Source organism: Sphingobacterium sp. UT-1RO-CII-1, assembly GCF_026711005.1.
Classification (GTDB): Bacteria; Bacteroidota; Bacteroidia; order Sphingobacteriales; family Sphingobacteriaceae; genus Sphingobacterium.
In genome coordinates this window covers 26,575-52,192 of record NZ_JAPPVJ010000003.1, presented here as the reverse complement: position 1 = coordinate 52,192, position 25,618 = coordinate 26,575, and the positions used below count along the sequence as shown (strand labels likewise).

The 25,618-nt window shown below is 35.2% G+C and carries 23 protein-coding genes; 6 read left to right on the top strand and 17 right to left on the bottom strand.

Annotated elements, in window-relative coordinates; all coding sequences use genetic code 11:
* Window positions 1–13: 13 nt before the first annotated feature.
* Both ORI89_RS07710 and ORI89_RS07705 read right to left on the bottom strand, forming a co-directional pair.
* A complete protein-coding gene (locus ORI89_RS07710; protein WP_268229882.1) occupies window positions 14–604 on the bottom strand; it encodes a riboflavin synthase in 591 nt (196 codons plus the stop codon).
* A gap of 822 nt (window positions 605–1,426) precedes the next feature.
* Complete coding sequence (locus ORI89_RS07705) at window positions 1,427–2,305, bottom strand: DUF3078 domain-containing protein (protein ID WP_268229881.1); 879 nt, start codon at window positions 2,303–2,305, stop codon at window positions 1,427–1,429.
* 108 nt (window positions 2,306–2,413) lie between these two features.
* Between ORI89_RS07705 and rlmH the strand changes: the two genes are divergently transcribed.
* Window positions 2,414–2,887 (top strand): 23S rRNA (pseudouridine(1915)-N(3))-methyltransferase RlmH, encoded by a 474-nt coding sequence (rlmH, locus tag ORI89_RS07700; protein ID WP_268229880.1) that lies wholly within the window; start codon window positions 2,414–2,416, stop codon window positions 2,885–2,887.
* A gap of 265 nt (window positions 2,888–3,152) precedes the next feature.
* Here the strand turns inward: rlmH and ORI89_RS07695 are convergent, their stop codons facing one another.
* From ORI89_RS07695 to ORI89_RS07685, 3 genes are read right to left on the bottom strand one after another with little or no spacing between them, the layout of a single operon-like run.
* A complete protein-coding gene (locus tag ORI89_RS07695) occupies window positions 3,153–3,602 on the bottom strand; it encodes an NUDIX hydrolase (protein ID WP_268229879.1) in 450 nt (149 codons plus the stop codon).
* 32 nt (window positions 3,603–3,634) lie between these two features.
* Window positions 3,635–4,441 carry a 3-keto-disaccharide hydrolase gene (locus tag ORI89_RS07690; protein WP_268229878.1) on the bottom strand — a complete coding sequence of 269 codons (807 nt, stop codon included), beginning with the start codon at window positions 4,439–4,441 and terminating at the stop codon, window positions 3,635–3,637.
* 3 nt (window positions 4,442–4,444) lie between these two features.
* Entirely contained in the window at window positions 4,445–5,155 is a 711-nt protein-coding gene (locus tag ORI89_RS07685; protein ID WP_268229877.1) for a hypothetical protein, read from the bottom strand.
* Window positions 5,156–5,394: 239 nt separating this feature from the next.
* On the opposite strand from ORI89_RS07685, the gene ORI89_RS07680 reads away from it, so the two are divergent.
* Entirely contained in the window at window positions 5,395–7,812 is a 2,418-nt protein-coding gene (locus tag ORI89_RS07680; RefSeq protein ID WP_442800875.1) for an alpha-ketoacid dehydrogenase subunit alpha/beta, read from the top strand.
* Between the two features lie 41 nt (window positions 7,813–7,853).
* Here the strand turns inward: ORI89_RS07680 and aroC are convergent, their stop codons facing one another.
* From aroC to ORI89_RS07660, 4 genes are all read right to left on the bottom strand, one after another.
* Window positions 7,854–8,954: a chorismate synthase gene (gene aroC, locus ORI89_RS07675; protein WP_268229875.1), complete on the bottom strand. Its 1,101-nt coding sequence runs from the start codon at window positions 8,952–8,954 to the stop codon at window positions 7,854–7,856.
* 220 nt (window positions 8,955–9,174) lie between these two features.
* Window positions 9,175–10,428: a 3-phosphoshikimate 1-carboxyvinyltransferase gene (gene aroA / locus ORI89_RS07670; RefSeq protein WP_268229874.1), complete on the bottom strand. Its 1,254-nt coding sequence runs from the start codon at window positions 10,426–10,428 to the stop codon at window positions 9,175–9,177.
* Complete coding sequence (locus ORI89_RS07665; RefSeq protein WP_268229873.1) at window positions 10,428–11,534, bottom strand: chorismate mutase; 1,107 nt, start codon at window positions 11,532–11,534, stop codon at window positions 10,428–10,430. The genes aroA and ORI89_RS07665 overlap by 1 nt, the downstream gene beginning before the upstream one ends.
* Before the next feature lie 70 nt (window positions 11,535–11,604).
* Window positions 11,605–12,429: a prephenate dehydratase gene (locus ORI89_RS07660; RefSeq protein WP_268229872.1), complete on the bottom strand. Its 825-nt coding sequence runs from the start codon at window positions 12,427–12,429 to the stop codon at window positions 11,605–11,607.
* A 544-nt stretch (window positions 12,430–12,973) separates the two neighbouring features.
* Between ORI89_RS07660 and ORI89_RS07655 the strand changes: the two genes are divergently transcribed.
* From ORI89_RS07655 to ORI89_RS07645, 3 genes are read left to right on the top strand one after another with little or no spacing between them, the layout of a single operon-like run.
* The gene (locus ORI89_RS07655; protein ID WP_268229871.1) at window positions 12,974–13,831 is read left to right on the top strand and encodes an EamA/RhaT family transporter; all 858 of its coding nucleotides are present in this window, start codon (window positions 12,974–12,976) and stop codon (window positions 13,829–13,831) included.
* Window positions 13,828–14,445, top strand: a complete 618-nt coding sequence (locus ORI89_RS07650) for an IMPACT family protein (RefSeq protein WP_268229870.1) — start codon at window positions 13,828–13,830, stop codon at window positions 14,443–14,445. The genes ORI89_RS07655 and ORI89_RS07650 overlap by 4 nt, the downstream gene beginning before the upstream one ends.
* A complete protein-coding gene (locus ORI89_RS07645; RefSeq protein ID WP_268229869.1) occupies window positions 14,442–15,296 on the top strand; it encodes a nucleoside phosphorylase in 855 nt (284 codons plus the stop codon). Before ORI89_RS07650 ends, ORI89_RS07645 begins: the two co-directional genes overlap by 4 nt.
* Window positions 15,297–15,327: 31 nt before the next feature.
* Here the strand turns inward: ORI89_RS07645 and rodA are convergent, their stop codons facing one another.
* The 7 genes from rodA to ORI89_RS07610 all read right to left on the bottom strand — a co-directional run bounded on the left by rodA (window position 15,328) and on the right by ORI89_RS07610 (window position 23,488).
* On the bottom strand, window positions 15,328–16,599 hold the full coding sequence (gene rodA / locus ORI89_RS07640) for a rod shape-determining protein RodA (protein ID WP_268229868.1): 1,272 nt from the start codon (window positions 16,597–16,599) through the stop codon (window positions 15,328–15,330).
* On the bottom strand, window positions 16,592–18,553 hold the full coding sequence (mrdA, locus tag ORI89_RS07635) for a penicillin-binding protein 2 (RefSeq protein ID WP_268229867.1): 1,962 nt from the start codon (window positions 18,551–18,553) through the stop codon (window positions 16,592–16,594). Before mrdA ends, rodA begins: the two co-directional genes overlap by 8 nt.
* An 18-nt stretch (window positions 18,554–18,571) precedes the next feature.
* On the bottom strand, window positions 18,572–19,099 hold the full coding sequence (locus ORI89_RS07630) for a rod shape-determining protein MreD (protein ID WP_268229866.1): 528 nt from the start codon (window positions 19,097–19,099) through the stop codon (window positions 18,572–18,574).
* Window positions 19,092–19,928, bottom strand: a complete 837-nt coding sequence (gene mreC, locus ORI89_RS07625) for a rod shape-determining protein MreC (protein WP_268229865.1) — start codon at window positions 19,926–19,928, stop codon at window positions 19,092–19,094. The genes ORI89_RS07630 and mreC overlap by 8 nt, the downstream gene beginning before the upstream one ends.
* Before the next feature lie 88 nt (window positions 19,929–20,016).
* Complete coding sequence (locus ORI89_RS07620) at window positions 20,017–21,039, bottom strand: rod shape-determining protein (protein ID WP_268229864.1); 1,023 nt, start codon at window positions 21,037–21,039, stop codon at window positions 20,017–20,019.
* Between the two features lie 153 nt (window positions 21,040–21,192).
* On the bottom strand, window positions 21,193–22,854 hold the full coding sequence (locus ORI89_RS07615; protein ID WP_268229863.1) for a M1 family metallopeptidase: 1,662 nt from the start codon (window positions 22,852–22,854) through the stop codon (window positions 21,193–21,195).
* Window positions 22,855–23,302: 448 nt separating this feature from the next.
* Window positions 23,303–23,488: a hypothetical protein gene (locus ORI89_RS07610; RefSeq protein WP_268229862.1), complete on the bottom strand. Its 186-nt coding sequence runs from the start codon at window positions 23,486–23,488 to the stop codon at window positions 23,303–23,305.
* A 78-nt stretch (window positions 23,489–23,566) separates the two neighbouring features.
* Here ORI89_RS07610 and ORI89_RS07605 point away from each other — a divergent pair, with 78 nt between their 5' ends.
* Complete coding sequence (locus tag ORI89_RS07605) at window positions 23,567–24,205, top strand: TetR/AcrR family transcriptional regulator (protein WP_268229861.1); 639 nt, start codon at window positions 23,567–23,569, stop codon at window positions 24,203–24,205.
* A gap of 5 nt (window positions 24,206–24,210) precedes the next feature.
* Here ORI89_RS07605 and ORI89_RS07600 read toward each other — a convergent pair whose 3' ends face one another.
* Complete coding sequence (locus ORI89_RS07600; protein ID WP_268229860.1) at window positions 24,211–25,596, bottom strand: NAD(P)-binding domain-containing protein; 1,386 nt, start codon at window positions 25,594–25,596, stop codon at window positions 24,211–24,213.
* Window positions 25,597–25,618 lie beyond the last annotated feature (22 nt).

Below are 25,618 nucleotides of genomic sequence, written 5' to 3'. Positions count from 1 at the left end.
AATAATGGCTATTTTAATCACGCATAGACATTATTTTTGCGACATATTTCCCCACGATATCGAATTCAATATTTACGATATCTTTTATTCGGATTTTTGATAAGTTTGTGTGTTCTAGTGTATATGGTATAATGGCAACGGAAAATCTGTTTGGCTCCGAATCAATAACTGTTAAGCTTATCCCATTTACAGTTATAGAGCCTTTTTCTACTGTAATATTGTTGTGTTTAGGAGTGTATTCAAAAGTAAATACGTAGCTACCTTCTTGATCCTTTATGTTAACACATGTAGCGGTTTGATCAACATGGCCTTGTACAATATGTCCGTCAAAACGCCCATTAGCTGGGGTACATCGTTCTAAATTAACAATATCCCCTTTTTTTAAATTCCCGAGATTTGATTTGATCAATGTTTCCTGTATGGCAGTAACTTGATGTATATCTTCATTGATTCCAACGACAGTGAGACATACACCATCGTGGGACACACTCTGGTCAATTTTTAAATCTTTTGATATAGATGATTTGATGTAATAATGAATATTACCTCCATCTGATTCTATATGTTGTATTTCTCCTAAAGTTTCTATGATTCCTGTAAACATATTATAAAAGTATAAAGTATATGTCAAAATCCAAAACGAAGAAAGGTGAGATTATGTGTTTGGTAATTATTATGTATTTAGTACTCTAACGATGACGTTAGCATTTTTGTAAAAAAATAAATTCTATTAATTAATAAAAATTCTGAATAAAAGACCGTCTTATTTTAGCTGGTTGTTAGCTTTTCTTGTCTTTTATTTTTGTTTGTTAGTGAAAATCATAAATAATTTTGGAATAGTGTTAAATATACACTATGTTTGTTTATTATTAGTTTTCTCTGTTAGACACGGATTATCTTATCTTCTGGGTTTGTAAAATATTTTATTTTTCTTTCTGATAATCAGGTGGTTGTCCTTTTTTTTTGTTTTTTTTAATTAAAAAGTGGTTAAATACTTGCCTTATGTGGAATAAATGCATTACATTTGTTTCAGGTTTAGGTTGATTACCTCTTAAAAGAGGTTATATTTTAAAGCCTGGAAGGTCGCCCGATTATTCCAGGCTTTTATTTTATACGTTTATTCTTGTTTTTTTTGTGCTAAACTTATATATAACAATGATATTGTTACATTCTATTTAATTTGCTTAAGTACGTTCGTTTTGTCTTTTGTTTTTTTCTATTGATTGTTTTATAGGGTAAATAACTTTACTTAAACTGTTTTTTAGTTTGATTTTTGTGACTAGACAAAACGTGTTGTTTTTCTTGTGTTTCAAAAAATTGTTGTGGAAGAAAGGGAAGGTGGGGCGGGAATGTAAGATATAGAGAAAATAAACTAGACTGGGTTTATCCCAGCCTAGTTTCCAGTTTTTAGTTAGAATGAGGGCGTTTAAAATTTATAAGTAACCCCTGCACCTAGTATTTGTCTAACTTGTAGTGCTTTTTTATTTCCGGCAACACCGTTATTCATTGTTGGTATTAATGTGTCGTCATCATAGATTAGTTGTACTCCAGCATTTACATTGACAAATTTATTGACTTTCATAAATATATTTGCGGTATAATCTATGTCTACATTTTTGGGTTTGTCTTTGTAGTTTGAGTATAACTTTAAGATGTTTTCAAAAGATATATTCTCCATAATATCTACTTTGTAATAAGCATCTAGAGATGCACCGAATTCGAAACGCGAGCTTTTGTCTAAATCTACACCAAAGCCTTGACGTAAGTCTTCATCAGATACAAAAACAAAACGTGCTGCTGCCGGGGAGATGTTTACCCGGAAATTGTCTGATTTTTTATACGCCATACCGGGGCCAAAACTTAAGTATGCAGGAGCAAATGCACCAGAGGTTTTCTTTTTTCCTCCATCTGCATAATTATAACCATTGGCAAACTGTGAATTAAAGTTTGTGTAGAAGGTGTAGAGCCAGTGTTCTTTGGCTTGATAGCCCAATAAGCTGTTTAAAACGATTCTGTCATCATTTTTTCTCCAATCGGTTTCTTTTTGGAATGTTTGACCATAAGCAGCTAAAACTTTATTATCCCAGCTCCATTTGTCTTTTTTGTAGTTAAAATCGTAATTTAGTATCAGGTTTCCCGCAAAGGAGTTGACACCTCCTGCCGACCAGTTAGAGAAGGAGCTTTGGTTGATGAGAAATGTGTTTTCACCTTTAATTGTCCAAGTTTTCCCATTTTCTTCCTGTGCGAAAATTGAGGTGCTTGCAAGTAGCAAGCCTGCGCAGATTACATTTTTAAGTAACTTCATTTTCTTTGTGATTTTATTAATGTAAATTTGAGTGAAAATAATTCTATAAATATAGATATTTATCTTGTAAATATATTTTTAGAGCTAATTTTTTGTTTAATATTAAATATGAAGATTATTTTAGTGTGCATAGGTAAAACAGATGATAAGTTAATGGTAGATGCTATCGATAACTATGCCAAACGTTTAAAACATTATATTAATTTTGAAATTAAAATTATTTCTGATTTAAAAAATAATAAAAACTTAACACAGGAACAGCAAAAGTTAAAGGAAGGAGAGCTGCTTTTGAAGCAAGTGCTAAACACGGATACTTTGATCTTGCTTGATGAGCGTGGAACGGCTTACTCTTCTGTAGGTTTTTCTGAATTTATAGAGCAAAAGATGTTGCAATCTACAAATAGGTTGGTGTTTGTGGTAGGTGGACCTTATGGTTTCGCTGAGTCTGTATATAAACGGGCTGCCGGTCTGTTGTCATTGTCGAAGATGACATTTTCACATCAAATGATCCGATTGTTTATAGTTGAACAGGTTTATCGAGCTTTTACAATCATGCGAGGAGAGCCTTATCATCATGAGTAGTTTTTTTATTAAATGTATTTATGTAAATTGATGTTAGCATGCATCTTTTTATTAAAAGGTTGGGTTATAAAAGTGAAAATTACTTATTTTAAAAAATATAGCGTATGGATATGAATAAGTTTAAGCGAGATTATAAGTTTAAAAGCTATGAATCTCATACGGATGGAAGAAGGAATAAATGGCTTATTATAGGCTGTATTGTTTTTATAGTAGTTTTAACTTATGTGTTAAAAAATTTTTGATGCGTTTTTAAACGCATCAAAAATCATTTTAAATTCTTTTTAAAAGTTGCCCACGCTACTTTATCTGTTTTGAATGTTAGATCTTGTTCTTGTAATTCGTCTAGATGTACAAATCTAAAGGCTTCAATTTTTTCATTTGGTGTTATTTCAGCAAAAGAAAACGGTTCGGATTTTCTTTCGAAAATTAATGGTTCGGATGAGCTTACTTGGTAGTAAATTGATATTATTTGACTTTCATTGAAGCTTGATTTTTCGTAGAAGTCTGTTGTATAAATATGTTTTTCGATTTGAATATCGAGTTGACACTCTTCCATGAACTCTCTTTTTAATGCGTCTATAAGTCCTTCTCCATATTCTAAGCCTCCGCCGGGAAATTTAGTGAATGAGACATTGAGTGTTTTTTCATCACTGATTAAGACTTCTTTTTTTTCGTTTATTAAAATACCGTATACACGGATGTTGAATAAATACATTGATTGTTATAATGAAATATAAAATATAAAAATTAGTCTTTTTTGTAGTGTTTTGATAAGTCTTTTAGATATATATTTCTAAACTCAACAGGTTGTCCCTCACTTTGAAGAGCGATATAACCTTCTTTTAAAGGTTTTCCATCTATTTTTTCTTCAACTGCATAGTTGTTAACAACGTTCCCTCCGATTTGTGGTTTGTTGTATTGTAAAACAGTGTCACCTTCTATGATATGCGTAATTAACGAATCTCCCAATACTATAAGTTCTGCTTTAACCCACTGGTCACCGTCGTATGTCTTGGAGGTTGAGTTAATACAGTGTGTTTCTAAAAGTTGACCTTGATAGACGATATGTGTGCCTGGTGAACACATATTACCAGTAGGGCGAGGCTTACCATCACTTAAGCCACCAAGAAATTGCATCTCGACTGATATTGGCCAATCTTGATTAATTAGCATTTTGTTTGGATCTTGAGAGTGAAACATAACACCGCTGTTACGTAGTGTATAGGATGGTGCCCCAGGATGTAATTCGCCTATAAATCTATATTCTAATTTGAGATGATAATAGGAGTATGGGGTTTGGTAATATAAGTGTCCAAACCGCTCGTTAAAATTGTCATAACTGTCGTAATTAACTTGTATGATGCTATCCTTAACCCGAAAAGTTGAGGCGTAGTTATCGCCAACTTCGTGACCGTTTATTTTTACTATCCAGTCGTTAATGTCAGTTCCATTAAATAAAGGTTTCCATTCTTCTTCTTGATTTTCTTTCGGCTGGCAGGCATTGAAGATAAGTAGGAATGCTATTAATAGGGTGGTAAGGTTGAAAATTTTCATTTTTTATATAAGTTGAAATCCATTTTCTATACTTAATTCGTCTACGCCAAAAAAAGAATAATGTTTTGGCAGCATCCATTGTAGGGTGTTCATAATTGTGTTGAACTCATGTTCTGTTGCAAATTGAGTAGGCATAATATTAAAAACCAGGTCTTGACTGGCTTTTTCCTCGTCCGTATAGTTGCGGGCGATGAGCATGATCTTAGCATTTCGAAGACCTGAGTAGTGTAAAAAATCGCGTATTTGATGACGTAAGTAAGAGGGAAATATGGTTTCCGATGGTTGTCCTACTAATATTTCTTCATCTTTTCCTATACTAGAATATTCATTGATGTTTGAAAATACACTTTTGTATGTATAAAACTCGCCGTTTAATTTTAGGTTTACTAGGTCGCCATAGGAAAAGACCCAATCTGGTTTGTCATTTTGGGGGTTGATAACAATACCGAAACCTTGATTTAAAAGGGTGTCTAGTTGGTGTATGATAGCGTATGATCGAAACTTTTCCTCAGTTTGAACAGTTTGCAACTGTATATATGGAAAGCCGTCATCACTCATGACAACTTCATTTTTAGCTAATTTTAAATTGCATGTGGCTATAGATGCTAAAAAATTGTCACGCCAAATTTCGGTGCGTTCATGGAAAGGGGTTTCCATTAATTTGTTGATAATAACGGTGTTTTCTAAATCGCCTAAAAACTCATTTGCCTTCATAAGACTATTTTATCTCTTATTTATTAAGTCATTCATTAAAAACAGTAACAATCTAATTAATTTTATGCAAGGCAATAGAAAAATAAAGAATCGTTTGCTGTATTAAAAGACTCTAAAAGTAACTATAATTGCTGTAAAGAAAAATTTCTTTTGAGAATAACGTAGGGGGGCAACAATAATTCTAGGAATTGGGATTAAAACGTATATTTTAGTACTTTTGCTGAAACCATAGGTTAGATATGTCTACTATTACCATGAAAACAAACAATGATTTTGACACGTCAAAAATAAGCTTTGACGACTTTCGAGAGATCATTTTAAACGATTATAAACAAGCTGTAGAAAGCCGTGCTGTAAGTCTGTTGGGGAGAAGGGAGGTCTTAACGGGTAAAGGAAAGTTTGGGATTTTTGGTGACGGGAAAGAGTTGGCTCAAATTGCACTATCAAAAGTTTTTAAAGACGGTGATTGGCGTTCGGGATATTACCGTGATCAAACTCTAGCGTTTGCTACAGGTATATCTGATGTTTATAGTTTTTTTTCACAGTTGTACGCAAATCCTGATATAAAAGCGGATGTATCATCTGCTGGGCGACAAATGCCTTGTCACTTTTCTACGCATTTAGTTGATGAGAAAGGACAGTGGTTAAACCAAATGTTACAAAAAAACTCGGCTTCTGATATTTCGACTACAGGTGGGCAGATGGCTAGAACAGTGGGGCTAGGATTGGCTTCTAAAATATACAGAAATAATTCGGATTTAGCTTATTTGAATTATTTTTCTAATAATGGAGATGAAGTTGTCTTTTGTACGATAGGGAATGCTGCTACTTCAGAAGGCGTATTTTGGGAGTCAGTAAATGCCATGGCTGTTAAGCAAGTGCCCGTTGTATTGTCTATATGGGATGATGGTTATGGAATATCTGTACCCAATGAAGTGCAAACTGCTAAGGGAGATATCTCGGAAGCAATGAAGGGGTTTCAGCGTGAGAATGGAGGGAATGGAATAGAAATTTTTAAAGTAAAGGGCTGGGACTATCCAGCTTTGTGTGAGGTTTATGAACTTGCAGTAAAGTACGCTCGAGAGGATCACATTACTTGCCTGATACACGTGACTGAAATGACTCAGCCTCAGGGACACTCTACTTCTGGATCTCATGAACGTTATAAGTCTAAAGAGCGTTTAGAGTGGGAAAGTACACATGATTGTAACTTAAAAATGAAAGAGTGGATTCTTTCATCAGGTATTGCTTCTGCAGAACAGCTAGCTATCATTGAAAAAGATGCACAAGAGTTTGTTCGTAAAGAACAAAGGAGGGCATGGAGTGACTATAATAGTACTTTGAATGTAGATCTTAAAGAAGCTATAGCTGTATTGTCTAGGATTGAACATGTAGCAATTGATTTGCCGTTGAAAACATTGCAATCTTTAGCGGAACCTTCTCTAAAGGAAATTTATGGAAATGTACGGAGAGCTATCAGGGAGCTTAGGGGAGTACAATCCGTAGAAAAAGATAATTTATTGTCTTGGTATAAGACTAAGATACAAAAGAACGAAGAGCGTTATAATGATAAGCTTTTTACATCATCGTTAGATAGTGCTGGCAGTGCCCAAATGGTCGATGTAATTTATACTGAACAAGCAAAACAGGTAGATGGTCGAGAGATTTTAAATGCTTGTTTTGAAGCTAATTTTATTAGGGATGAACGTATTTTTGCGTTTGGTGAAGATGTGGGCAAAATAGGAGATGTTAATCAGGGATTTGCGGGTTTGCAGGATAAATTTGGAAAAGAGCGTATTTTTGATACCGGCATTAGGGAGTCGGTTATTGTGGGGAAAGGAATAGGATTAGCATTGCGAGGGTTGAAACCAATTGCTGAAATTCAGTATTTAGATTATCTTATCTACGCTTTGCCGGTTATTAGTGATGATTTAGCAAGTTTGAGTTACCGAACGAAAGGAACTCAGAAGGCCCCCGTAATTATAAGGACTCGTGGACATAGACTAGAAGGAGTTTGGCACTCTGGTTCGCCAATGACTGTTTTGTTGGGATCACTACGTGGTTTGCATATTTGTGTTCCTAGAAATATGACTCAAGCTGCGGGTATGTATAATACTCTTCTTCGAAGTGATGAGCCGGCAGTGGTTGTTGAATGTTTGAACGGTTATAGGTTGAAGGAAAGAATGCCTGATAATGTGGGAGAATTTACAGTTCCTATTGGTGAAGCTGAATTAATCCGTCAAGGACAAGATATGACTGTTGTGTCTTACGGTTCAACTTTACGAGTTGTGCAAGAAGCTGCTATTGAGTTGGAACGTATGGGTATATCTATAGAAATTATAGATATACAGTGTCTACAACCTTTTGATAAAAAGCAACTTTGCGTAGACTCATTAGGTAAGACAAATAAATTACTTGTTGTTGATGAAGATTTTCCCGGAGGTGCAAGTGCATTTATAATGCGTGAGGTATTGGAAAAACAGAGAGGTTATTATTTGTTAGATAGTGAGCCGCGAACCTTGTCTGCTCAAGCACATAGACCTCCTTATGGTTCGGATGGAGATTACTTTGCTAAACCATCGGCTGATGATGTTGTTGAGACCGTTTATGCGATGATGAGTGATTATAATGTAAATGAATACCCTAAACTCTTTTGAGCTTAGGGTATTCATTTATATTATCTATTGGCAGTTGAATTTTATTGCGTATTAGCTTTTGTATAGGCCTGAAAACGTAGCATTTGGTCTGCCAATACTAAGGCTGTCATAGCTTCTACAATGATAACCGCTCTCGACACTACACAGGGATCGTGACGGCCTTTGCCAGATATTGTTGTTTCTTCTCCTTCTTGATTGAGCGTTTGTTGATCACGCATGATGGTAGCAACAGGTTTAAAAGCTGTGCGAAACATAATATCCATACCGTTGGAGATGCCACCTTGTATACCTCCTGAATAATTTGTGACTGTTCTTACTTCATTATTTACTTTCAGAAAGATATCGTTATGTTCTGATCCTCTCATTTCTGAGCCACTGAATCCTGAACCATATTCAAAACCATGTACGGCATTTATGCTAAGCATTGCCTTAGCTAAATCGGCATGTAGCTTATCGAAAACCGGTTCGCCAAGTCCGACAGGTACGTTTCGAACGATGGTAGAAATTTTCCCACCTATTGTATCTCCTGCCTTTCTAACATTATCAATAAGCGTGATCATTTCATTAGCAGTAGCCGGGTCGGCACAACGGGCAATGTTTGATTCTCTTACTTCAGTTAGCCGATTAAGATCAGTAGTGTCTAAATTAGGCGAGTTAATAGTTCCAACTGATGAAACGTGAGCGAAAATATCTATTCCTTTTTGTTTTAAAAATAGTTTAGCGACTGCACCTGCAGCTACCCGGGCAGCTGTTTCTCGGGCAGATGAGCGTCCTCCTCCTCTATAATCTCTAATACCATATTTTTGTTGATAAGTATAGTCCGCGTGTGAGGGGCGGTACTTATCAGCTATATGTGAATAGTCTTTTGAGCGTTGGTCTTCATTTGGGATTAGAATAGAAATAGGCGTGCCTGTAGATTTTCCTTCAAAAACTCCTGAGAGGATTTGTGCAGTATCACTTTCTTTTCGTTGCGTTGTAATTTTTGATTGTCCCGGTCGGCGCTTGTCTAATTCGCTTTGGATAAACTCTTCGTTTATTTCAATATTTGGAGGGCAGCCGTCAATAATAACGCCAATAGCTTTACCGTGTGACTCACCGAATGTCGTTATTGTAAAAAGTTTGCCAAATGTATTTCCAGCCATAGTTCTATAAAAATATTGTAAATATACCGAATTGAAAGTAAGACATAGCGTCTTTATAGTGATTTATGCATTACTTTTTGTCGTTTCCTTGAATTGTTCCTGAATAGAAAGTGGTTTCAAGATTTATGTTTTTCTAGTAAGATGTACGCTTTATTGTTGTTAATAAAAGTCCAGCATTAAATATGTTCTCATTTATATTAATGCTGGATTTATCGTTCTTTTACTTCTCGATCTGAAAACCGTGTTGTTGTAAATGATCCCAAAACGCTGGGTATGATTTATTAACTACTTCAGGTTCATTAATATTAACTTCATTAAAAATTAAAGCGAGAGGAGCGAAGGCCATAGCCATTCTATGATCTTCGTAAGTGTCGAATGTCAATGTATCTGGCTTGTATACTTTATCCGTTTTTACATGGTAGATGTCTCCTTCAGTTATTAATTCAGCACCGAACTTTGCTATTTCGATTTTTAAAGCATTTAGTCGATCTGTTTCTTTAATCTTTAGTGTTTCTACACCTGTTATAGAAATATCACGTTTGAGAGCTGCAGTTAAGGCTACGATTGTTTGCGCTAAATCAGGACATTCTTTAAAATCGAAAAGGGTTTTATCAGAAATGGCCTCTGTTTTTTTGATATGTAAACCTTCTTTAGAGAAATGACTCTTTACACCGAAGTGACTCATTATTTCTATGATAGCGCTGTCTCCTTGTAAGCTTTTTTCTTTTAAACCAGGTAGTAAAATCTCGCCCTTGTCAGAAAGTGCTACGATTGAGTACCAATAAGAAGCCGCGCTCCAATCAGGTTCTACAAAAATAGTAGTATGCTTAAAATTTTGTGCGTCTATTTGTATTGCGTTTTCTGACCATTTGTGTGTTACTCCAGCTTCTTTAAGCATGTCCAATGTCATCGTGACATAAGGACGAGAAGTTAATTCTCCTTGAATGTTTATCTTTAAACCTTTTTCTAAAGAGGATGCGATAAGAAGCAGGGAAGAAATATATTGACTACTAATATTTCCTTGTACTAAAACTTCTGATTTAATTTGTTGGAATCCTCCCTCCACTTTTATTGGTGGATAGCCTTCTTTATTCTGGTAACTAATATTTGCTCCTAAACTAGATAAGGCTTCTACCAAGATACCTATGGGGCGTTGTTGCATACGTTCAGTACCTGTTAGTATGAACTTTCCCTCAGCCAAAGTAAGAAAGGATGTTAGGAAGCGCATGGCAGTTCCAGCTGGACCTATATCTATAGTTTTTATAGTGTCTTTAGGGTTCTGCTGTGCTAGTTGCAAGGATGCTGTCATTATTTCTGTATCAGCAGCGTCTGAAAGGTTTTCAATATTAACTATTCCATGACTTAAAGCTTGAATGATAAGAGCACGGTTACTTTCTGATTTAGAACCAGTAAGTTGAACCGTACCATTTATCTTTTTTGTTGCATGAGATAGCTTGATGTGTTCTATCTTCATTACGCCTCCGCAACAGGTTTAGTATTCATTATTTCGTTTTGTTTTCTAATAGATTCGTTATGTAAAAGTTCTAAGTATTTTGACGCAAAGTCATCGCTTAAACGAAGAGCTCTAGCAAGTTGTAATCTTTTTTCAACAATTTCATCCCAACGGTTTACTTGTAGTATTGTAACGTTGTTGTCTCTTTTGTATTCGCCTATTTTTTCGGCTATTTTCATACGTTCTCCAATTTGCTGGATAATGGTATCGTCTAATTTATCAATTTGTTTACGAAGATCTGCTAATTGGTCTTCAAATATAGGGTTATCCGAAGCAGGGCGACGCACAGCAAGGTTGTCTAACATTTCTGCAAGTGCGGCCGGTGTAATTTGTTGCTTTGCATCTGTCCACGCAACAGACGGGTCAATGTGAGATTCAATAATCAAGCCTTGTAGATCCATATCCATTGCTTTTTGTGAAATATAAGGGATAAGTTCTCTATTACCACAAATATGGCTTGGATCATTGATAATCGGTAGATCTGGACAAGCTGATTTTAACTGAATAGCTATATCCCACATCGGCTCATTTCTGAAAGCTGTTTTTTCAAAAGAGGAGAATCCTCGGTGTATAGCACCTAATTTAGTAATTCCCGCACGATTGATACGCTCTAATGCTCCTAGCCATAGAGCAAAGTCTGGGTTGATTGGGTTTTTAACAAATACAGGGATATCAACACCAACTAAAGCATCCGCAATTTCTTGTACAGTAAAGGGGTTTGCCGTAGAACGTGCACCAATCCATAAGATATCAATTCCTGCCGTTAATGCTTCTTCAACATGTTTAGCTGTTGCGACCTCTGTAGCTGTTAATAGACCTGTTTCTTGTTTAGCTTTTTTAAGCCATTCTAATCCAATGCTTCCTATTCCTTCAAATTCTCCAGGACGTGTCCGTGGTTTCCAAATACCTGCACGTAAAACATGTACTTTACCTGTATTTGCTAATAAATGTGCGGTAGATAGAACTTGTTCTTCTGTTTCTGCACTACAAGGACCAGAGATAATTAAAGGTTGATCTCCTGTATTGATCCAGGAGCTTAAAGGAGTGATGTTTAGGATGTTTTTCATTTTATTTTATTATTTCTTGTTATCAATTATAATTCTTTTGTGACTATATTCAACTTGAGTTTTTTTAATTTTACACTCTTTCGTTTTTTATATACTCTCCCATAATGTTGAAGTTTACAGAGTGTTTAAGTACTTTACGGATAGCAGCGTCATAATCGCTTTGTTTTTTCCACTCTACATCTACATAGAAGTCATATTCATTTCTTCTGCCAACAACTGGCATAGATTGTATTTTACTGAGGTTGACATTTTGCTCAGCAAAGCATTGTAGTATAGTTGCAAGTGCACCGACAGTATTTCCTGTCTGAAATGATAGAGAAGCTTTGTTTGCATTTTTAACTTCAATAACCTCATTGGCTAGTATCAGAAAACGTGTTGCATTCTTTTTATTGGTTTCTATGCGTCTTTCTAATACTTCTAATCCATATAGCTTTGCTGCTAATAAGCTTGCTACAGCAGCTGTATTGGTTAGTTTATTCTCTGCAATTCCTTTTGCACAGGCTGCGGTGTCCATACCTTCTTTTACTATCCATTCGGGGTAATCACTTAGGAATTCGTCACATTGGCGGATAGCAATAGGATGTGACTCCACAAATTTTATATCGGAAAGTTTAACGCCAGGAAGAACTAGAAGGTTTTGTTGTATATTTAAATGTACCTCACCTACGATATGAAAACGATAGTCACGTAATAAATTATAGTTTGGCAAAATACTTCCTGCAATAGAGTTTTCAATAGCCATAACTACATAGTCTGCTTTGCCTTGTTTTAATATTTCGCATGTTTTTTTGAAAGAGTCACACTCAATAGTTTCAATATCTTCTCCGAAATACTTTAAAGCAGCTTCTTCGTGGAAGGAGGCTCTAACGCCTTGAATAGCGATTTTTGTTTTCATTTCTTTGATTTGTCCTTTTAAAATGCCGTTTAACAAAAAAGGTCCCAATTTATAGTTGGGACCTTTTTTGTTTATCTAATTACAAACATATTAATCCCTGCTTTTATTGCTAAAATAAAAGTAACCAAAGAAAAAATATATTGTTTGTTTTATCATGTCGTATTTTCTACACTCCAAAAGTAAGAGTATTATTTATATATGCAAAATGTTTTTAAAAAAATATTAAATATCATGTGATTTTGTGTGTTTTTTTTGGTTGTTTTTTGGGGCTTATTTCGTTTTGTTTTTCTTTTATTTAGTTTGTTAATTACCTTGTTTTTAGGTTTTTGTATTTTTAAGTGTAGTTATTTGTCGTTTTTGTTGTTGTTTTTACGTTGATTTTGTTGTGTTTTTATTGTTGATTTCATCATGGTTTTTCCTTGTTTTTTTACTGATTATTACGTCATTTTTAGTCGTTTTATTCAAATGAGATGGAAAATAAATAGCTTAAACCTTGTTATAACAGGAGCTTTTTGTACTATTGTTCAAAATAATGAGGTTATATATGTTGTACGTTTTTTTTAGTGTGTGTTGTAGTGTTATTGTTAGTGTAATCATAAAGCTGGCTCAGAAAAGGCAAATAGATGTGCAGCAAATGGTATTATTGAATTATCCAATAACGGTTCTTCTAACATATTATTTTTGGGGATCAGATTTTTATTTTATTAATATAAATGATTATCCATACTATTTGTATGCTCCTTTAGCTATTTTATTACCTACTCTTTTTCTATTGATTGCTTTATCAATTCGGCATAGTGGTATTGTGAAAACTGATGTTGCACAGCGTATGTCTATTTTTATACCATTATTAGCATCTTATTTTTTATTTCAGGAAAATTTACAGAGCAGTAAGCTTTTAGGGCTCTTAGTAGGCTTAACAGCAGTTTTCTGTTCAATTGATTGGAAACAAAAAAGGACAGGACGGACTAAGTATGTTGGTTTGTATCCGTTAATGGTGTTTGGTGGAATGGGCATAATAGATGTTTTGTTCAAACAGATTGCGCAGTATGAAGCAGTACCCTATATTACCTCTATGTTTATTGTGTTTCTTTTGGCCATGCTTGTATCGTTTGTGATTTTGTTGTATCAGTTTTTTGTTTTAAAAAATAGGATAATGATAAAGACAATAATTTGGGGTTTACTAATGGGGGTATTTAATTTCGGAAATATTTTTCTTTACATGAAGGCTCACCGCTCACTGCCAGATAATCCATCAATTGTTTTTCTGAGTATGAATATTGGTGTAATTGTGTTGGGTGGTCTCATAGGGATATTTCTGTTTAAAGAAAAGCTTAGTAAAATCAATCAATTTGGGTTAATTTTGGCTATTATAGCCATTTTCTTAATTACATATTTGTGAGTTTATTTGAAGATACATTTTTAACAATAGAAAAACCGTCTGAAGGCTTGTTTAGAGATAAAGGGAGCAAGTTCATAGCTTATGCTTATCCTTTTAAAGATGAAAGCTACTTAAAAGATCAAATAGCAGATTTAAAAGCATTACACCCAAAGGCCAGGCATTATTGTTGGGCTTATAGATTGACTCCTGATCGGACAATATTTAGAGTTAATGATGATGGAGAACCGTCAGGAACAGCAGGTAGACCAATTTTAAATGTACTGTTGTCACGTGATATTACGAATGTTATTGTGATTGTTGTGCGATATTTTGGTGGGACGCTATTAGGTGTTCCAGGTCTTATTAATGCATACAAAATAGCTACACAAGAAGCATTAGATAATGCTGAAATTGTAGAGAAGACTGTTAATGACGTTTATCGGATTGAATTTGATTATGTACAGATGAATGATGTGATGCGCTTGATAAAAGAAGAAAACTTATCTATTTTAAAACAACAATTTGATAATACTTGTTTTATTGATGTCGAGGTTCGAAAAATGCAAGTTAACCAAGTAATTGGGCGGCTTGATAAGATGGAGGAGATCAGGTATACTTATTTAACTACATTATGATTTCAGATGCAGAGCTTATTCTTAATGGTGATGGTAGTGTTTACCATTTAAACCTGTTGCCGGAAGATTTAGCAACGACTATTATTTTTGTTGGTGATCCGGATAGAGTTCCCGCTATATCGAAATATTTTGATAATATTGAGGTGAAAAAGGGAAGGAGAGAGTTTGTTACGCATACTGGGATTTTACGAGGTAAGCGTGTGTCTGTTATATCTACCGGTATAGGAACAGATAATATTGATATTGTTTTTAACGAAATCGATGCCTTGGTAAATATTGATTTCTCTACCCGCATGCTTAAAGAAGATTTAACTCGACTTGATATTATTCGGATCGGAACGTCAGGATCAATTCAAGGTGATATAAAAATTGGGACGATGTTGGCTAGTGAATATGCGGTAGGATTTGATGCATTAATGCAGTTTTATGTTAAGGACTATAATCTTAAAGAAAAAAAAATTAAAAGAGCTGTTAAGCGTCATTTTGAGGGATTAACATTTGCCCCATATGTCGGGAAAGCTTCGAAAAATCTTTTGCGTCAATTTGCTGTTGATTTACCAAAAGGTATTACGATGACAGCGCCAGGCTTTTATGGTCCACAGGGACGAACTTTACGATCAATTAATCAATATCCCGAATTGATTGCTAAAGCTAACAGTTTAAAAGTCGGTAAACGTAGTATAACTAATTTAGAAATGGAAACTGCGGGTATCTATGCGATGGCAAATATGTTGGGACATAGAGCCATCTCTATAAATGTAATTTTAGCCAGTAGAATTCATGATACGTTTTGTGAAAATCCACAAGAGGTAATGGATAATGCGATCCGTTATGTGTTGAATAGAATTTAAAAGAGGTGTGCACGTTATTGTTTGCTTGAATTTAGCCATTAAGACCTTTTCGTCGAGAATCGAATCGTAATAATATGAAAAGTAATATAGTGAAACTCCATAAAGATGAACCTCCGTAGCTGATAAAGGGAAGTGGAATACCAATGACCGGGACAATACCTATGGTCATGCCGATATTTATAAAAAAATGAAAAAATAGTATGGATGCTACACCATAGGCATATATTCTTGCAAAGGCTGTTCGTTGACGTTCGGCGATGTGTAGAAGTCGTAATAATAATAATAAATAGAGCCCAACAAGGATTACACTACCGATAAAGCCCCACTCTTCACCTATAGTGCAGAAAATAAAGTCTGTACTTTGTTCAGGTACGAAGTTGTATTTTGTTTGCGTTCCTTGCAAGTAGCCTTTACCAAAGAGCTGACCTGATCCGATAGCGATTTTTGATTGATTTAAATTATAGCCTTGTCCTCTTGGGTCATCCATCTTACCCAGGATAATATCAATACGGTTTCTCTGGTGCGATTGTAAGATATGTTCGTATGCAAAATCTACACAAAGGACATAAATTGACGAGGCTATAAATACGATTCCAATATTGATCAAATATTTTCTTTTTTTTCGCAGTAAATAGCCGAAGAGTATACTTATTATAGCTATTGTCCCTATAATAGCCCATTGATTAAAAAGTAAAGATAAGACAAAGAGAATGATTGCTAAACCTCCAAGTAAGAGTAGATTTGTGCCAACATAACCTTCTCTATAAAGTACAAAAATAAGAGCGAAAAATGCTAATGCTGAACCTGTGTCTGGTTGTAGCATCACTAAGGCGACAGGAAAAAGAATTATTAAAGATGCTATAGCTAACGTTTTTAAATCGGGATTCTTATTGGTTTGACTACTTAGATAAAAAGCTAATAAAAGGCAAGTCGCTAGTTTTCCAAATTCAGAGGGTTGTAAACGAAAGCTACCGATAGGTATCCAGGCTTGATTTCCTCCAACATTTCTTCCGACAATTAGTACAGCTATTAGAAGTAGGATAACAATAAAATATATAATAGGAGCTGAAGAAATAAAAAATTTTTCATCAATAATTAAAATAGAAAAACCAATAATTAGAGCCGTGAATATATACAGAGATTGTTTGCCATAATTTGTCGCCAGATTAAATAATCCAGGTTGTGCAGCGTCGTATACTGCTGCATGAATATTAAACCAACCGATAATGCATAAGGCAAGCCATACAAAGACCATTAACCAGTCTATACGACCGAAGAATGAGTTTTCACCAAGCTTATTCATAATATTTTCTTATTTGACTGTGGTGTACATAATACTCTTTTTTTTCATTTGTAGCCACATGAGCTTGTGTGTTTACTTTTTTATCTTGTTGCTTGTTTTTAGTGTCTTCCTGTTTTACTTCTGTAGGTTTGGGTTTTGGTAAGAAATTCGCATTATAAATACGATCTTGTATATATTTAGGAAGTGTAATAGTATCTTTAAGATATTTTTCAATCATCATGCTAGCAATTGGCCCAGCCCATGTACCTCCATAGCCAGCATTTTCAACAAAAACTGCTATTGCTATTTTAGGGTTTTCTCTTGGTGCAAAGGCGAAAAATACTGCATGGTTTTCACCATGTGGGTTTTGTACTGTTCCAGTTTTTGCGCACATTTCTACATCTGGAATCCTTACGCTACGTGCGGTTCCTTGTGATACTGCACGGCTCATTCCTTCAATTACTGGCTCATAATATTTCGCATCAACTCCAGCACTTATTTTTTCAGTAAACTCAGGTTTGACTTTGCGATCTTCTCCTATGCCTTTTACTAGATGTGGTCTGTAATAAAAGCCTCTATTAGCAACAATTGCAACTATATTGGCCATTTGTAAAGGAGTGATCCCTAAAGCGCCCTGACCGATAGATTGCGATATGTTGAAGCTAGATGTCCATTTGTCATTTCCGTATCTTTTTGTATGATATTCGGATGTTGCTATTAATCCAGGTTGCTCTCCTGGAAGATCAATTCCTAACTTTATGCCTAAACCAAATTTTAACATTGCATCACGCCATAAATCATAAGCTTGTGGTCTAGGCATTCCACGTGAATCGATCATTCTAGCGTAAGCATGACCATAATAAGTATTGCAGGACGTTTGAATAGACCTAATGAGACTCATTGAGCCATGGACACCTCCTGCACAGCGCATAAACCCACGTCCCCCACCATAACTATAACCGCCTGGGCAATTGAAGACTGTATGCTCATCAATGACTCCGGCTTGTTGCGCAGTAAGTGCAGCTACGACTTTAAATATTGATCCTGGGGGGTAAGATGCCTGAATAGGACGTATAAACATGGGTTTGGTCTGATCATCTAGTAATTTCATGTAATTATTACCTCGCTGGCGACCTACCATCATGTTGGGATCATAGGAAGGAGCACTTACGAAGCTTAATATTTCACCAGTTGATGGTTCTATCGCTACAATCGAACCCATTTTACCTTTCATTAATTCTTCTCCAAGCCGTTGGAGCTTTAAATCTAATGTAGCTATAAGACCCTCTCCCGAGATGGCCAGGGTGTCGTACTTTCCTTCCATAAATATGCCTTGGGGTCTGTTAAGAGCATCAACCATTTGATTTTTAACTCCACGTTGACCTCTGAGCAAATGTTCATAAGAGCGTTCTATACCACTTGCCCCGATATAATCACCTGGTCTATAAAAACCTTTAGAATCCTCAATGTTTTTATCATTTACCTCCTGAATATAGCCTAGAAGTTGAGGAGCAATACTGTCTGGATAACTTCTGACGGTTCGATTTTGTACATAAAAGCCTCTCAGCTTATATAGATGTTCTTGTAGCTTTGCGTAAGTTGTTGCAGATAGTTGTTTTTCGAAAATAGAAGCGCGATAAGGGGAGTGTGAACGGGCTTTCTTCATCCTTGACTCATATCCCTTTACATCAATATCAATAAGATTGCATAATAATACCGTATCTATATCTTTTGCTTCTATAGGGGTAACAAGTAAGTCGTATACGGGTTCATTTTGAACTAATACTTCTCCATTTCTGTCAAATACTACACCACGGGCAGGGTAGACAACAACTTTGCGAAGAACATTGTTATTCGCTGAAAGTAGGTAAGAATCGTCTATAATTTGAATATAAAAAAGTCTCGCTATGATTATTAAGGTCACAGCGATGAAAATCCCCTGTATTACATATTTACGTGCGAAAAAACTATTCATGAACGTTAAGTTCCTGTTTTAAATGTTCCCAATGCGTGACTTTTTCCGATAAACGAGTAAAGCCATTAATAAAATTACTAATGATGTAAAGATACTACTTATTACGATACTGAATAAGACGTGTAAAATGTTTGTAAAAGAAAAAGACTCTACTAAAAAAAGGGTGAAATGATGGGTCAGTGTACCTAAAAGAACATAGGGAAGAAACCACTTAAACCCCATTTCTGATAATGAAGGGGTATTATAGGAGTCTTTTATATCCATTTCTAATGTTATTTTGTGGTATAGTATTCTAAAAAGTGCAAGAGCAATACATGCACAAGCGTGTACTCCTATACTATCGTAAAAAGCATCTATTGACAATCCTGTTAAGAATGCGATCAGGAATAGCAGGAAATTAGGGAGCCCAATTGGTAAAAAGAGGATGAAAAAAATGTAAGGAAATGCAGCTGCAATATTGTAGTAGCCTATGTTTTTAAATAGTATTATTTGTATTAGTAATACTATTATGAAACGAATAACATTATTAATGAATACTCTACCCATTGCCGAAATTTAGTTGCTCAAGATCTTCTTTTTCTTCCACAAATAGGTCTTTTACAATATAAACGTGGTGCAAGTTATTGAAGTCTGTAGATAATTTGATCTTTAAGTCTAGAAAACTTTCACCTGATGTAATTCCTGTTTCTATAACTTCTCCAACATAGATGCCAGAAGGAAAAAGAGAATAGCCAGAGGTAAAAACTTTTTCGCCTTTTTGTACATGTACATGATTGGGGATGTCTCGGACCATAGCAAAGCGGGAGTCTATATTATTGCCCCAAACCAAAGAACCAAAGACTAATGAGCTGTCGAGCGTTACGGATATTTTGCTGTCAGGATGCAAAAGAGACTGTACAGAGCTAAAATGATCTGAAGTATTAAGCACAATGCCTACAATACCGTTGGATGTAATTACGCCCATACCACTTTCTACACCATCCAGCGCTCCCTTATCTAAAGTTAGGTAATTGTTTTTTCTGTGGATACTATTGTTTGCGACCTTCGCTATAATAAAGCTATACCGTGTATAGTCTATACTATCTTTGATATTGATACTATCTAGTAAGTTGTTCTTTTCAACCAAAGCTTGAATTCTTTGGCGTAGCAACACATTTTCTTGTGCTAGTGCTTCATTAGTTTCATTTAGCATTAGGTAGCTTTTCCAAGAGTTGGTTTTTTCGTAGAAAGAGCCTACAATAATGTTCGATGAGTTGACGAATGAGGACTTTTGATAGTTGTTATTACGGATGACTAAAAAGATAGAAATGCTAAAAAACAAGATAAACCAAAAGATCGCATTATATCTTATAAGAAAGAGCCAAAGGTTTTTCATGTTTTTTGTCCGTAATCTTTATAAGTGGATGCGCGATATAATGTTGAAAAAAATCGGATTTATATCGCGCAACATTTCTTTATTAAGTTTATTGCATTAAAAATTTAAATCTACCTGTATTTTTTAAAGCAATTCCAGTACCTCTTACCACGGCACGAAGCGGGTCTTCTGCGATGTGTACGGGTAGTTTTGTTTTTGCTTGAATACGTTTATCTAGGCCACGTAGTAGTGCGCCTCCCCCTGTGAGGTAAATTCCTGTTTGGTAGATATCAGCAGATAGCTCAGGAGGCGTAATTTCTAAAGCTTTCAGTATAGCCTCCTCGATTTTAGAAATTGATTTATCTAAACAGTGTGCAATTTCTGTGTAGGATACTGTAATTTGTTTAGGAATGCCTGTCATTAAATCTCGTCCCTGTACAGCAAAGTCTTCGGGAGCATCATGCAATTCAGGGAGTGCAGCCCCTACCTCTATTTTAATTTTTTCAGCTGTTCGTTCGCCGATCATAATATTATGTTGGCGGCGGATATATTGAATAATATCGGAGTCAAAATTATCTCCAGCAACACGAATGGATTGATCACAGACTATACCTGATAATGCTATTACAGCAATTTCAGTTGTTCCACCACCGATATCTATAATCATGTTACCAACTGGTTCTTCTACATCTATACCTATTCCTACAGCAGCAGCCATAGGTTCATGTATAAGATAGACTTCTTTAGCCCCAGCAATTTCTGCAGAATCTCTAACGGCACGTTTTTCTACCTCTGTAATGCCAGATGGTATACAAACAACCATGCGTAAAGATGGGAAAAACCAAGATTTTCCTTTGTTTACTAGTCTAACCATTCCACGAATTAGATGTTCGGCTGCAGTAAAATCAGCTATTACACCATCGCGCAGTGGTCTTACCGTTCTTATATTGTCATGTGTCTTACCTTCCATCTGCATTGCCTGACGTCCGATAGCAATTACTTTATTTGTCGTGCGGTCAAAAGCAACAATAGAAGGTTCGTCAACTACTACTTTATCATTATGAATAATTAGGGTGTTAGCAGTACCCAAATCAATAGCAATTTCTTGCGTAAACCAGTTGAATAACCCCATTTGGTGATGTGTTGTCTTGTTTTTAAATGAAATACAAACCTAAGTAAAATAAATGGTTTTATCCATCAGTTAGTGATGAAAAAAACAGGTTATTTTTCTTTGTTTGGTGCAAGCTTACTGTGTTCACGTTCACGTGTCTCTGTAGGTTATTTATTACTTCAGAACTCCTATGTAATAATTAAATAAATCTATGTCTATTTCTTCAAAATCTTCTATTTTTAGGGGGAGTGTTTGCATTTTATTGTTGATTGTATAGCGCTTTAGAGGTTGACCTTTTACACCTAAATGTATAGGCATGATGAAGTTTTCAGCTTCGGCAATCCAGCGAGCTTGAATAGCTCCATTTTTTGTTTTTTTGACCTCAAGCATTGGAAGACTTTTATGTTTTACATATTGTTCGAAAACGGAACTAAGGTCAGTATCACTTTCTTGATTTATGAATTGAATAATATCATTATAATCAACAGTTTTATGGTAGAAGGTTGCGTTCATTTTTCTTAGAATATAACGCCATTTTTCATCATCATTGATGATAGTTCGTAACATATTTAAGAAAACCCCACCTTTTAGATACATGTCAGAGGATCCTTCTTTGTTTACGCCAAATGGTCCCTGTAAGGGGCTGTTATTAAGAATACCTTTTCGATTTCCATATATATACTCTTGGCCTGCTGATTTTCCATAGTGATAGTCAATAAATAATGATTCGGAGTAATTGGTGAAACTTTCATGTATCCACATGTCTGCTAAATCTTTAGAAGTTATGTTATTTCCAAACCACTCATGCCCGGACTCATGAACAATTATAAAATCCCATTTAAGTCCCCAGCCAGTATTTGAACCATCTCGTCCAAGATACCCGTTTTGAAATTTATTTCCATATGCGACTGCGCTTTGGTGTTCCATTCCGAGATGTGCTGTTTCAATTAATTTGTAACCATCTTCGTAAAAAGGGTAAGGACCAAACCAATGTTCGAAAGCGGCGAGTGTCTCTTTCGCATTTTTGCGAAGATGTTCTACTTTGTTTATGTTTTCTTTTAATACATAATAATCAATTGTTAAAGGTCCATTTTCTCCATGATAAACCTCTTGTTGATGAGCATAATCGCCAATATTTATTGCTACATTATAGTTGTTAATTGGATTGACTACTTTCCAATGATATTTCACTTTATTATTTGCTAGCTTTTCTGTTTTTATAAGGCGTCCATTAGAAACATTCATTAAGTCTTGGGGGACAGTGATTGATATGAGCATACTATCTACCTCATCCGATTGGTGATCTTTGTTAGGCCACCATACACTTGCTCCTAATCCTTGGCAGGCTGTTGCTACCCATGGTTTTCCCTTGCTATCGGTTTTCCAATCAAATCCACCGTCCCAAGGAGCTCTGGTAGCAGAAATAGGGTTTCCTGAATAATATACAATAAATGAATCTATTTTACTTTTCTCTATGATGTCTGGAAATTCTACAAATACAGCATTGTATTCGCGTTTAAATTCTAGGTCTTGATTTTGATAAACAACTCGTTCAATAGCAAGATTTTCAAATAGATCAAATTGTAAGGTGTTAAAATCTTCGACAGCTTTAAATTTGAAAAGGTTACTTCCTTTAATAAAGCGATTATCAATATCTACTTCAACATCTAAATGATAATATTTAATATCATAGCATGTACGGTAAGGATTAAGCGTGCCTCTTAAAGAATCAGCTTTCGAGAATAATTCTTTAGCAATCATCAATTGTGCGCTTGCATTAAAAGGAGCAATTATTATAAAAGCGAAGAATAATAAAGAAAATATATTTTTTTTCATTCGTAGATTTATTGAAATAAATGATGGGTTAAAGATAGATAAAAGGGTGATGACTTTATGTATTTGTATTATTGTAGATAGTGACCAAGTCTTCTCAGGCTATATGGTTGATGTATGTGAAAATAAAAAAGCCCACCAGCAAAGTACATAATAACATCTATCCAATCGGCAGTATTATAATTTGAATACATAGGGGCAAGCCATTCAAAAACAATTGAGGTATAAATAGATATAATAACCAATTGGTAGAGGGGGTAGGATATTTTTTTAGGATTCAATCCTAGGTAATAAGAAAGAGTAAGGGAAAAGTGTGCAAGTAGTGGTACAAAAACAAAGTCTGTAAGCCAGTTGTTTAAAATTGGTATCGGTATCTCTGCTTGACGAAAACTACGAATAAGAAACCAACTGTATATATAGAATATAGTAAAAGGATCGAAGAAGTCTTTTGCTAATGAGCAAAAGAAACGGCGATTAAAATTCCTATTGTAGCGCATGATAATAAAACTAGAAACATGGCAAAACCTGCTTCTTTACGAAATTTTGTGAATTTAGAGTCATTTGGATAGATAGGGGCTATTGTATCTTTTATTTCTTTGAAATTTCTTATCAACCAACTCTGTTTTTTTGTAGACATATCTTATTTATCTTTTTCTATTAAAAACAAAATTAAACAATTTATTCTTTAATTAGAGCAATTGTTCTAATTTTGATTATGCAAACAAAAGACAAAATTTTACAGGCTGCTTTGGATTGTTATAATGAGGAGGGGCTACGTGTGGTGACCACACGCACAATCGCAAACCGTTTGGGAATAAGTGTAGGAAATCTGCATTATCATTTCAAGCATACAGAAGATATCATTATAGCTTTGTTTGAAAAGATGGCTAAAGAGTATGATGAATTGCTTTCGTACATGAGGCAGATGACATTACATGACTTGTCAAGTATGAATGAAGTATTTAACTCTTCTTTTGGATTGATAACTAAGTATAAATTTGTGTTTCTTCATTTTGTGGAATTAAGTAATTGGGTACCTGCTATTTTAACTCTTTATACTGAGCTTGTTGAAAGACAAAAAATACAGCTTTTGGAGATTTTTATGGCATTTATAGATAAGGGTATTTTTCGGGATGATCTGCCTGATTTTGTATGGAGGGGCTTAGCTAGGCAGATTTTTATTGTATCTGATTTTTGGTTGTCTAATAATGAGCTTACAGATCGTTTGACAGGTCAGGCAGCAGCTGCGTCCTATCGTAACTTCATGCATAGTGTTTTTTATCCCTATCTTAATCTGTGGCAAAAAAAAAAACTCTTTAGTGTTGTCCTAAAGAGTTTTTGTAGTGTCATTTGAATGTTTTAGTAATAGTTTACTTTGCTTAGTTGCTCTTCATCTATGACTTCATCCTCTAAGTAGCGTTCTAAGCTATCATCGAGTTCTTCCATCCACTTTGTATGATGCTTTTCAGCTTTAGTATTGTCCATTACAGAAGTATAAACTTTATCACGATAACCTAGAATGTTTTCTTCTTTATCATTTAGCCAGCTTTTAAACATGGATGCTACTTTATCTAGGTCAAATGGAGGGTAATCAGTATAAGACATTAAATCTTTAATGTAGTCTGTCTGGAAATCAACATGGTCTTCACCGGATGTGGTATTTGCCTCTCCTTTTAACCATTTGTTTATATCTTTACGACGCTCCTCTTTGTTTGGTAATTCTATTCGTCCCAACATATAATCCCTGGCAAACCAAGCTTGGGCGTCGAACATATTAAACGTATAATACTGGTCTTGCATACCTAAGAATATCAGTTTTTCATTTTCCTGATATACAACACCTTTGTAGAGGTTGTCAGGATATAGACAGTTTTTTGTTTTTAAACGTAGTTCGTCAGGTAGAAAAGGAAATTTATGTTGATAGCCGGTACACATAACTACGGCATCATATTCTTCGGAAGTACCATCTTTAAAATGAGCGATATTTCCTTCAAAATGTGTAATCAATGGTTTTTCTTTAATTCCTTTAGGCCATTTTGAGCCAATAGGGTTAGATCTATATGAAATAGTAATTTCAGATGCGCCATGTTTGTAACACTGCACCGCAATATCCTCAGCAGAATAGCTACTACCGATTAAAAGTAATCGCTGATTGACGAATTGATCTGCCCCTCTAAAGTCATGTGCATGCATTACCGCTCCAGGGAAATCTGATATTCCTTTGAAATACGGCATGTTGGGCGTCGAAAAATGTCCTGTTCCAACAACTAGATAATCGAATATTTCCTCAAAGGTTTCATTCTCAACTAGGTTGTCGAATACAACACGGAATTGTTGAGTTTCAGGGATGTAGTCAACCCAGCGTGCTACTGTATTGAATTGTATGTAATCTCTTGCATTACTTTGTTTAATGCGGCCCTGTATATAATCGAAAAGTACTTCTCTTGGTGGGTATGAGGATATAGGCTGTCCAAAATGTTCTGTGAAAGTATAGTCTGCAAATTCAAGACATTCTTTTGGTCCGTTAGACCATAGGTATTTGTACATACTTCCGTGTATAGGTTCTCCGTATTTACCAACTCCTGTTCTCCATGTGTAGTTCCACATCCCGCCCCAATTGGCCTGTTTTTCATAACACTTTATTTCTGGGATTGGGTTGCCTTTTTTTTGTTCTGATTCGAAAGCTCTTAACATAGCTAGTCCACTAGGACCTGCCCCAATAATACCAATTTTAAATGTTGTCATATAATACTTATTTATACCCACA

What these genes read in the sequence shown, in the direction of transcription:
- mrdA (WP_268229867.1), bottom strand. Translation starts at nt 18,553, where the DNA reads ATGAATAGTTTTTTCGCACGTAAATATGTAATACAGGGGATTTTCATC.
- ORI89_RS07710 (WP_268229882.1), bottom strand. Translation starts at nt 604, where the DNA reads ATGTTTACAGGAATCATAGAAACTTTAGGAGAAATACAACATATAGAA.
- ORI89_RS07705 (WP_268229881.1), bottom strand. Translation starts at nt 2,305, where the DNA reads ATGAAGTTACTTAAAAATGTAATCTGCGCAGGCTTGCTACTTGCAAGC.
- aroA (WP_268229874.1), bottom strand. Translation starts at nt 10,428, where the DNA reads ATGAAGATAGAACACATCAAGCTATCTCATGCAACAAAAAAGATAAAT.
- ORI89_RS07665 (WP_268229873.1), bottom strand. Translation starts at nt 11,534, where the DNA reads ATGAAAAACATCCTAAACATCACTCCTTTAAGCTCCTGGATCAATACA.
- ORI89_RS07695 (WP_268229879.1), bottom strand. Translation starts at nt 3,602, where the DNA reads ATGTATTTATTCAACATCCGTGTATACGGTATTTTAATAAACGAAAAA.
- ORI89_RS07630 (WP_268229866.1), bottom strand. Translation starts at nt 19,099, where the DNA reads ATGGGTAGAGTATTCATTAATAATGTTATTCGTTTCATAATAGTATTA.
- ORI89_RS07620 (WP_268229864.1), bottom strand. Translation starts at nt 21,039, where the DNA reads ATGGGGTTATTCAACTGGTTTACGCAAGAAATTGCTATTGATTTGGGT.
- mreC (WP_268229865.1), bottom strand. Translation starts at nt 19,928, where the DNA reads ATGAAAAACCTTTGGCTCTTTCTTATAAGATATAATGCGATCTTTTGG.
- ORI89_RS07610 (WP_268229862.1), bottom strand. Translation starts at nt 23,488, where the DNA reads ATGTCTACAAAAAAACAGAGTTGGTTGATAAGAAATTTCAAAGAAATA.
- ORI89_RS07660 (WP_268229872.1), bottom strand. Translation starts at nt 12,429, where the DNA reads ATGAAAACAAAAATCGCTATTCAAGGCGTTAGAGCCTCCTTCCACGAA.
- ORI89_RS07615 (WP_268229863.1), bottom strand. Translation starts at nt 22,854, where the DNA reads ATGAAAAAAAATATATTTTCTTTATTATTCTTCGCTTTTATAATAATT.
- rodA (WP_268229868.1), bottom strand. Translation starts at nt 16,599, where the DNA reads ATGAATAAGCTTGGTGAAAACTCATTCTTCGGTCGTATAGACTGGTTA.
- ORI89_RS07680 (WP_442800875.1), top strand. Translation starts at nt 5,395, where the DNA reads ATGTCTACTATTACCATGAAAACAAACAATGATTTTGACACGTCAAAA.
- ORI89_RS07600 (WP_268229860.1), bottom strand. Translation starts at nt 25,596, where the DNA reads ATGACAACATTTAAAATTGGTATTATTGGGGCAGGTCCTAGTGGACTA.
- ORI89_RS07645 (WP_268229869.1), top strand. Translation starts at nt 14,442, where the DNA reads ATGATTTCAGATGCAGAGCTTATTCTTAATGGTGATGGTAGTGTTTAC.
- rlmH (WP_268229880.1), top strand. Translation starts at nt 2,414, where the DNA reads ATGAAGATTATTTTAGTGTGCATAGGTAAAACAGATGATAAGTTAATG.
- aroC (WP_268229875.1), bottom strand. Translation starts at nt 8,954, where the DNA reads ATGGCTGGAAATACATTTGGCAAACTTTTTACAATAACGACATTCGGT.
- ORI89_RS07655 (WP_268229871.1), top strand. Translation starts at nt 12,974, where the DNA reads ATGTTGTACGTTTTTTTTAGTGTGTGTTGTAGTGTTATTGTTAGTGTA.
- ORI89_RS07690 (WP_268229878.1), bottom strand. Translation starts at nt 4,441, where the DNA reads ATGAAAATTTTCAACCTTACCACCCTATTAATAGCATTCCTACTTATC.
- ORI89_RS07685 (WP_268229877.1), bottom strand. Translation starts at nt 5,155, where the DNA reads ATGAAGGCAAATGAGTTTTTAGGCGATTTAGAAAACACCGTTATTATC.
- ORI89_RS07605 (WP_268229861.1), top strand. Translation starts at nt 23,567, where the DNA reads ATGCAAACAAAAGACAAAATTTTACAGGCTGCTTTGGATTGTTATAAT.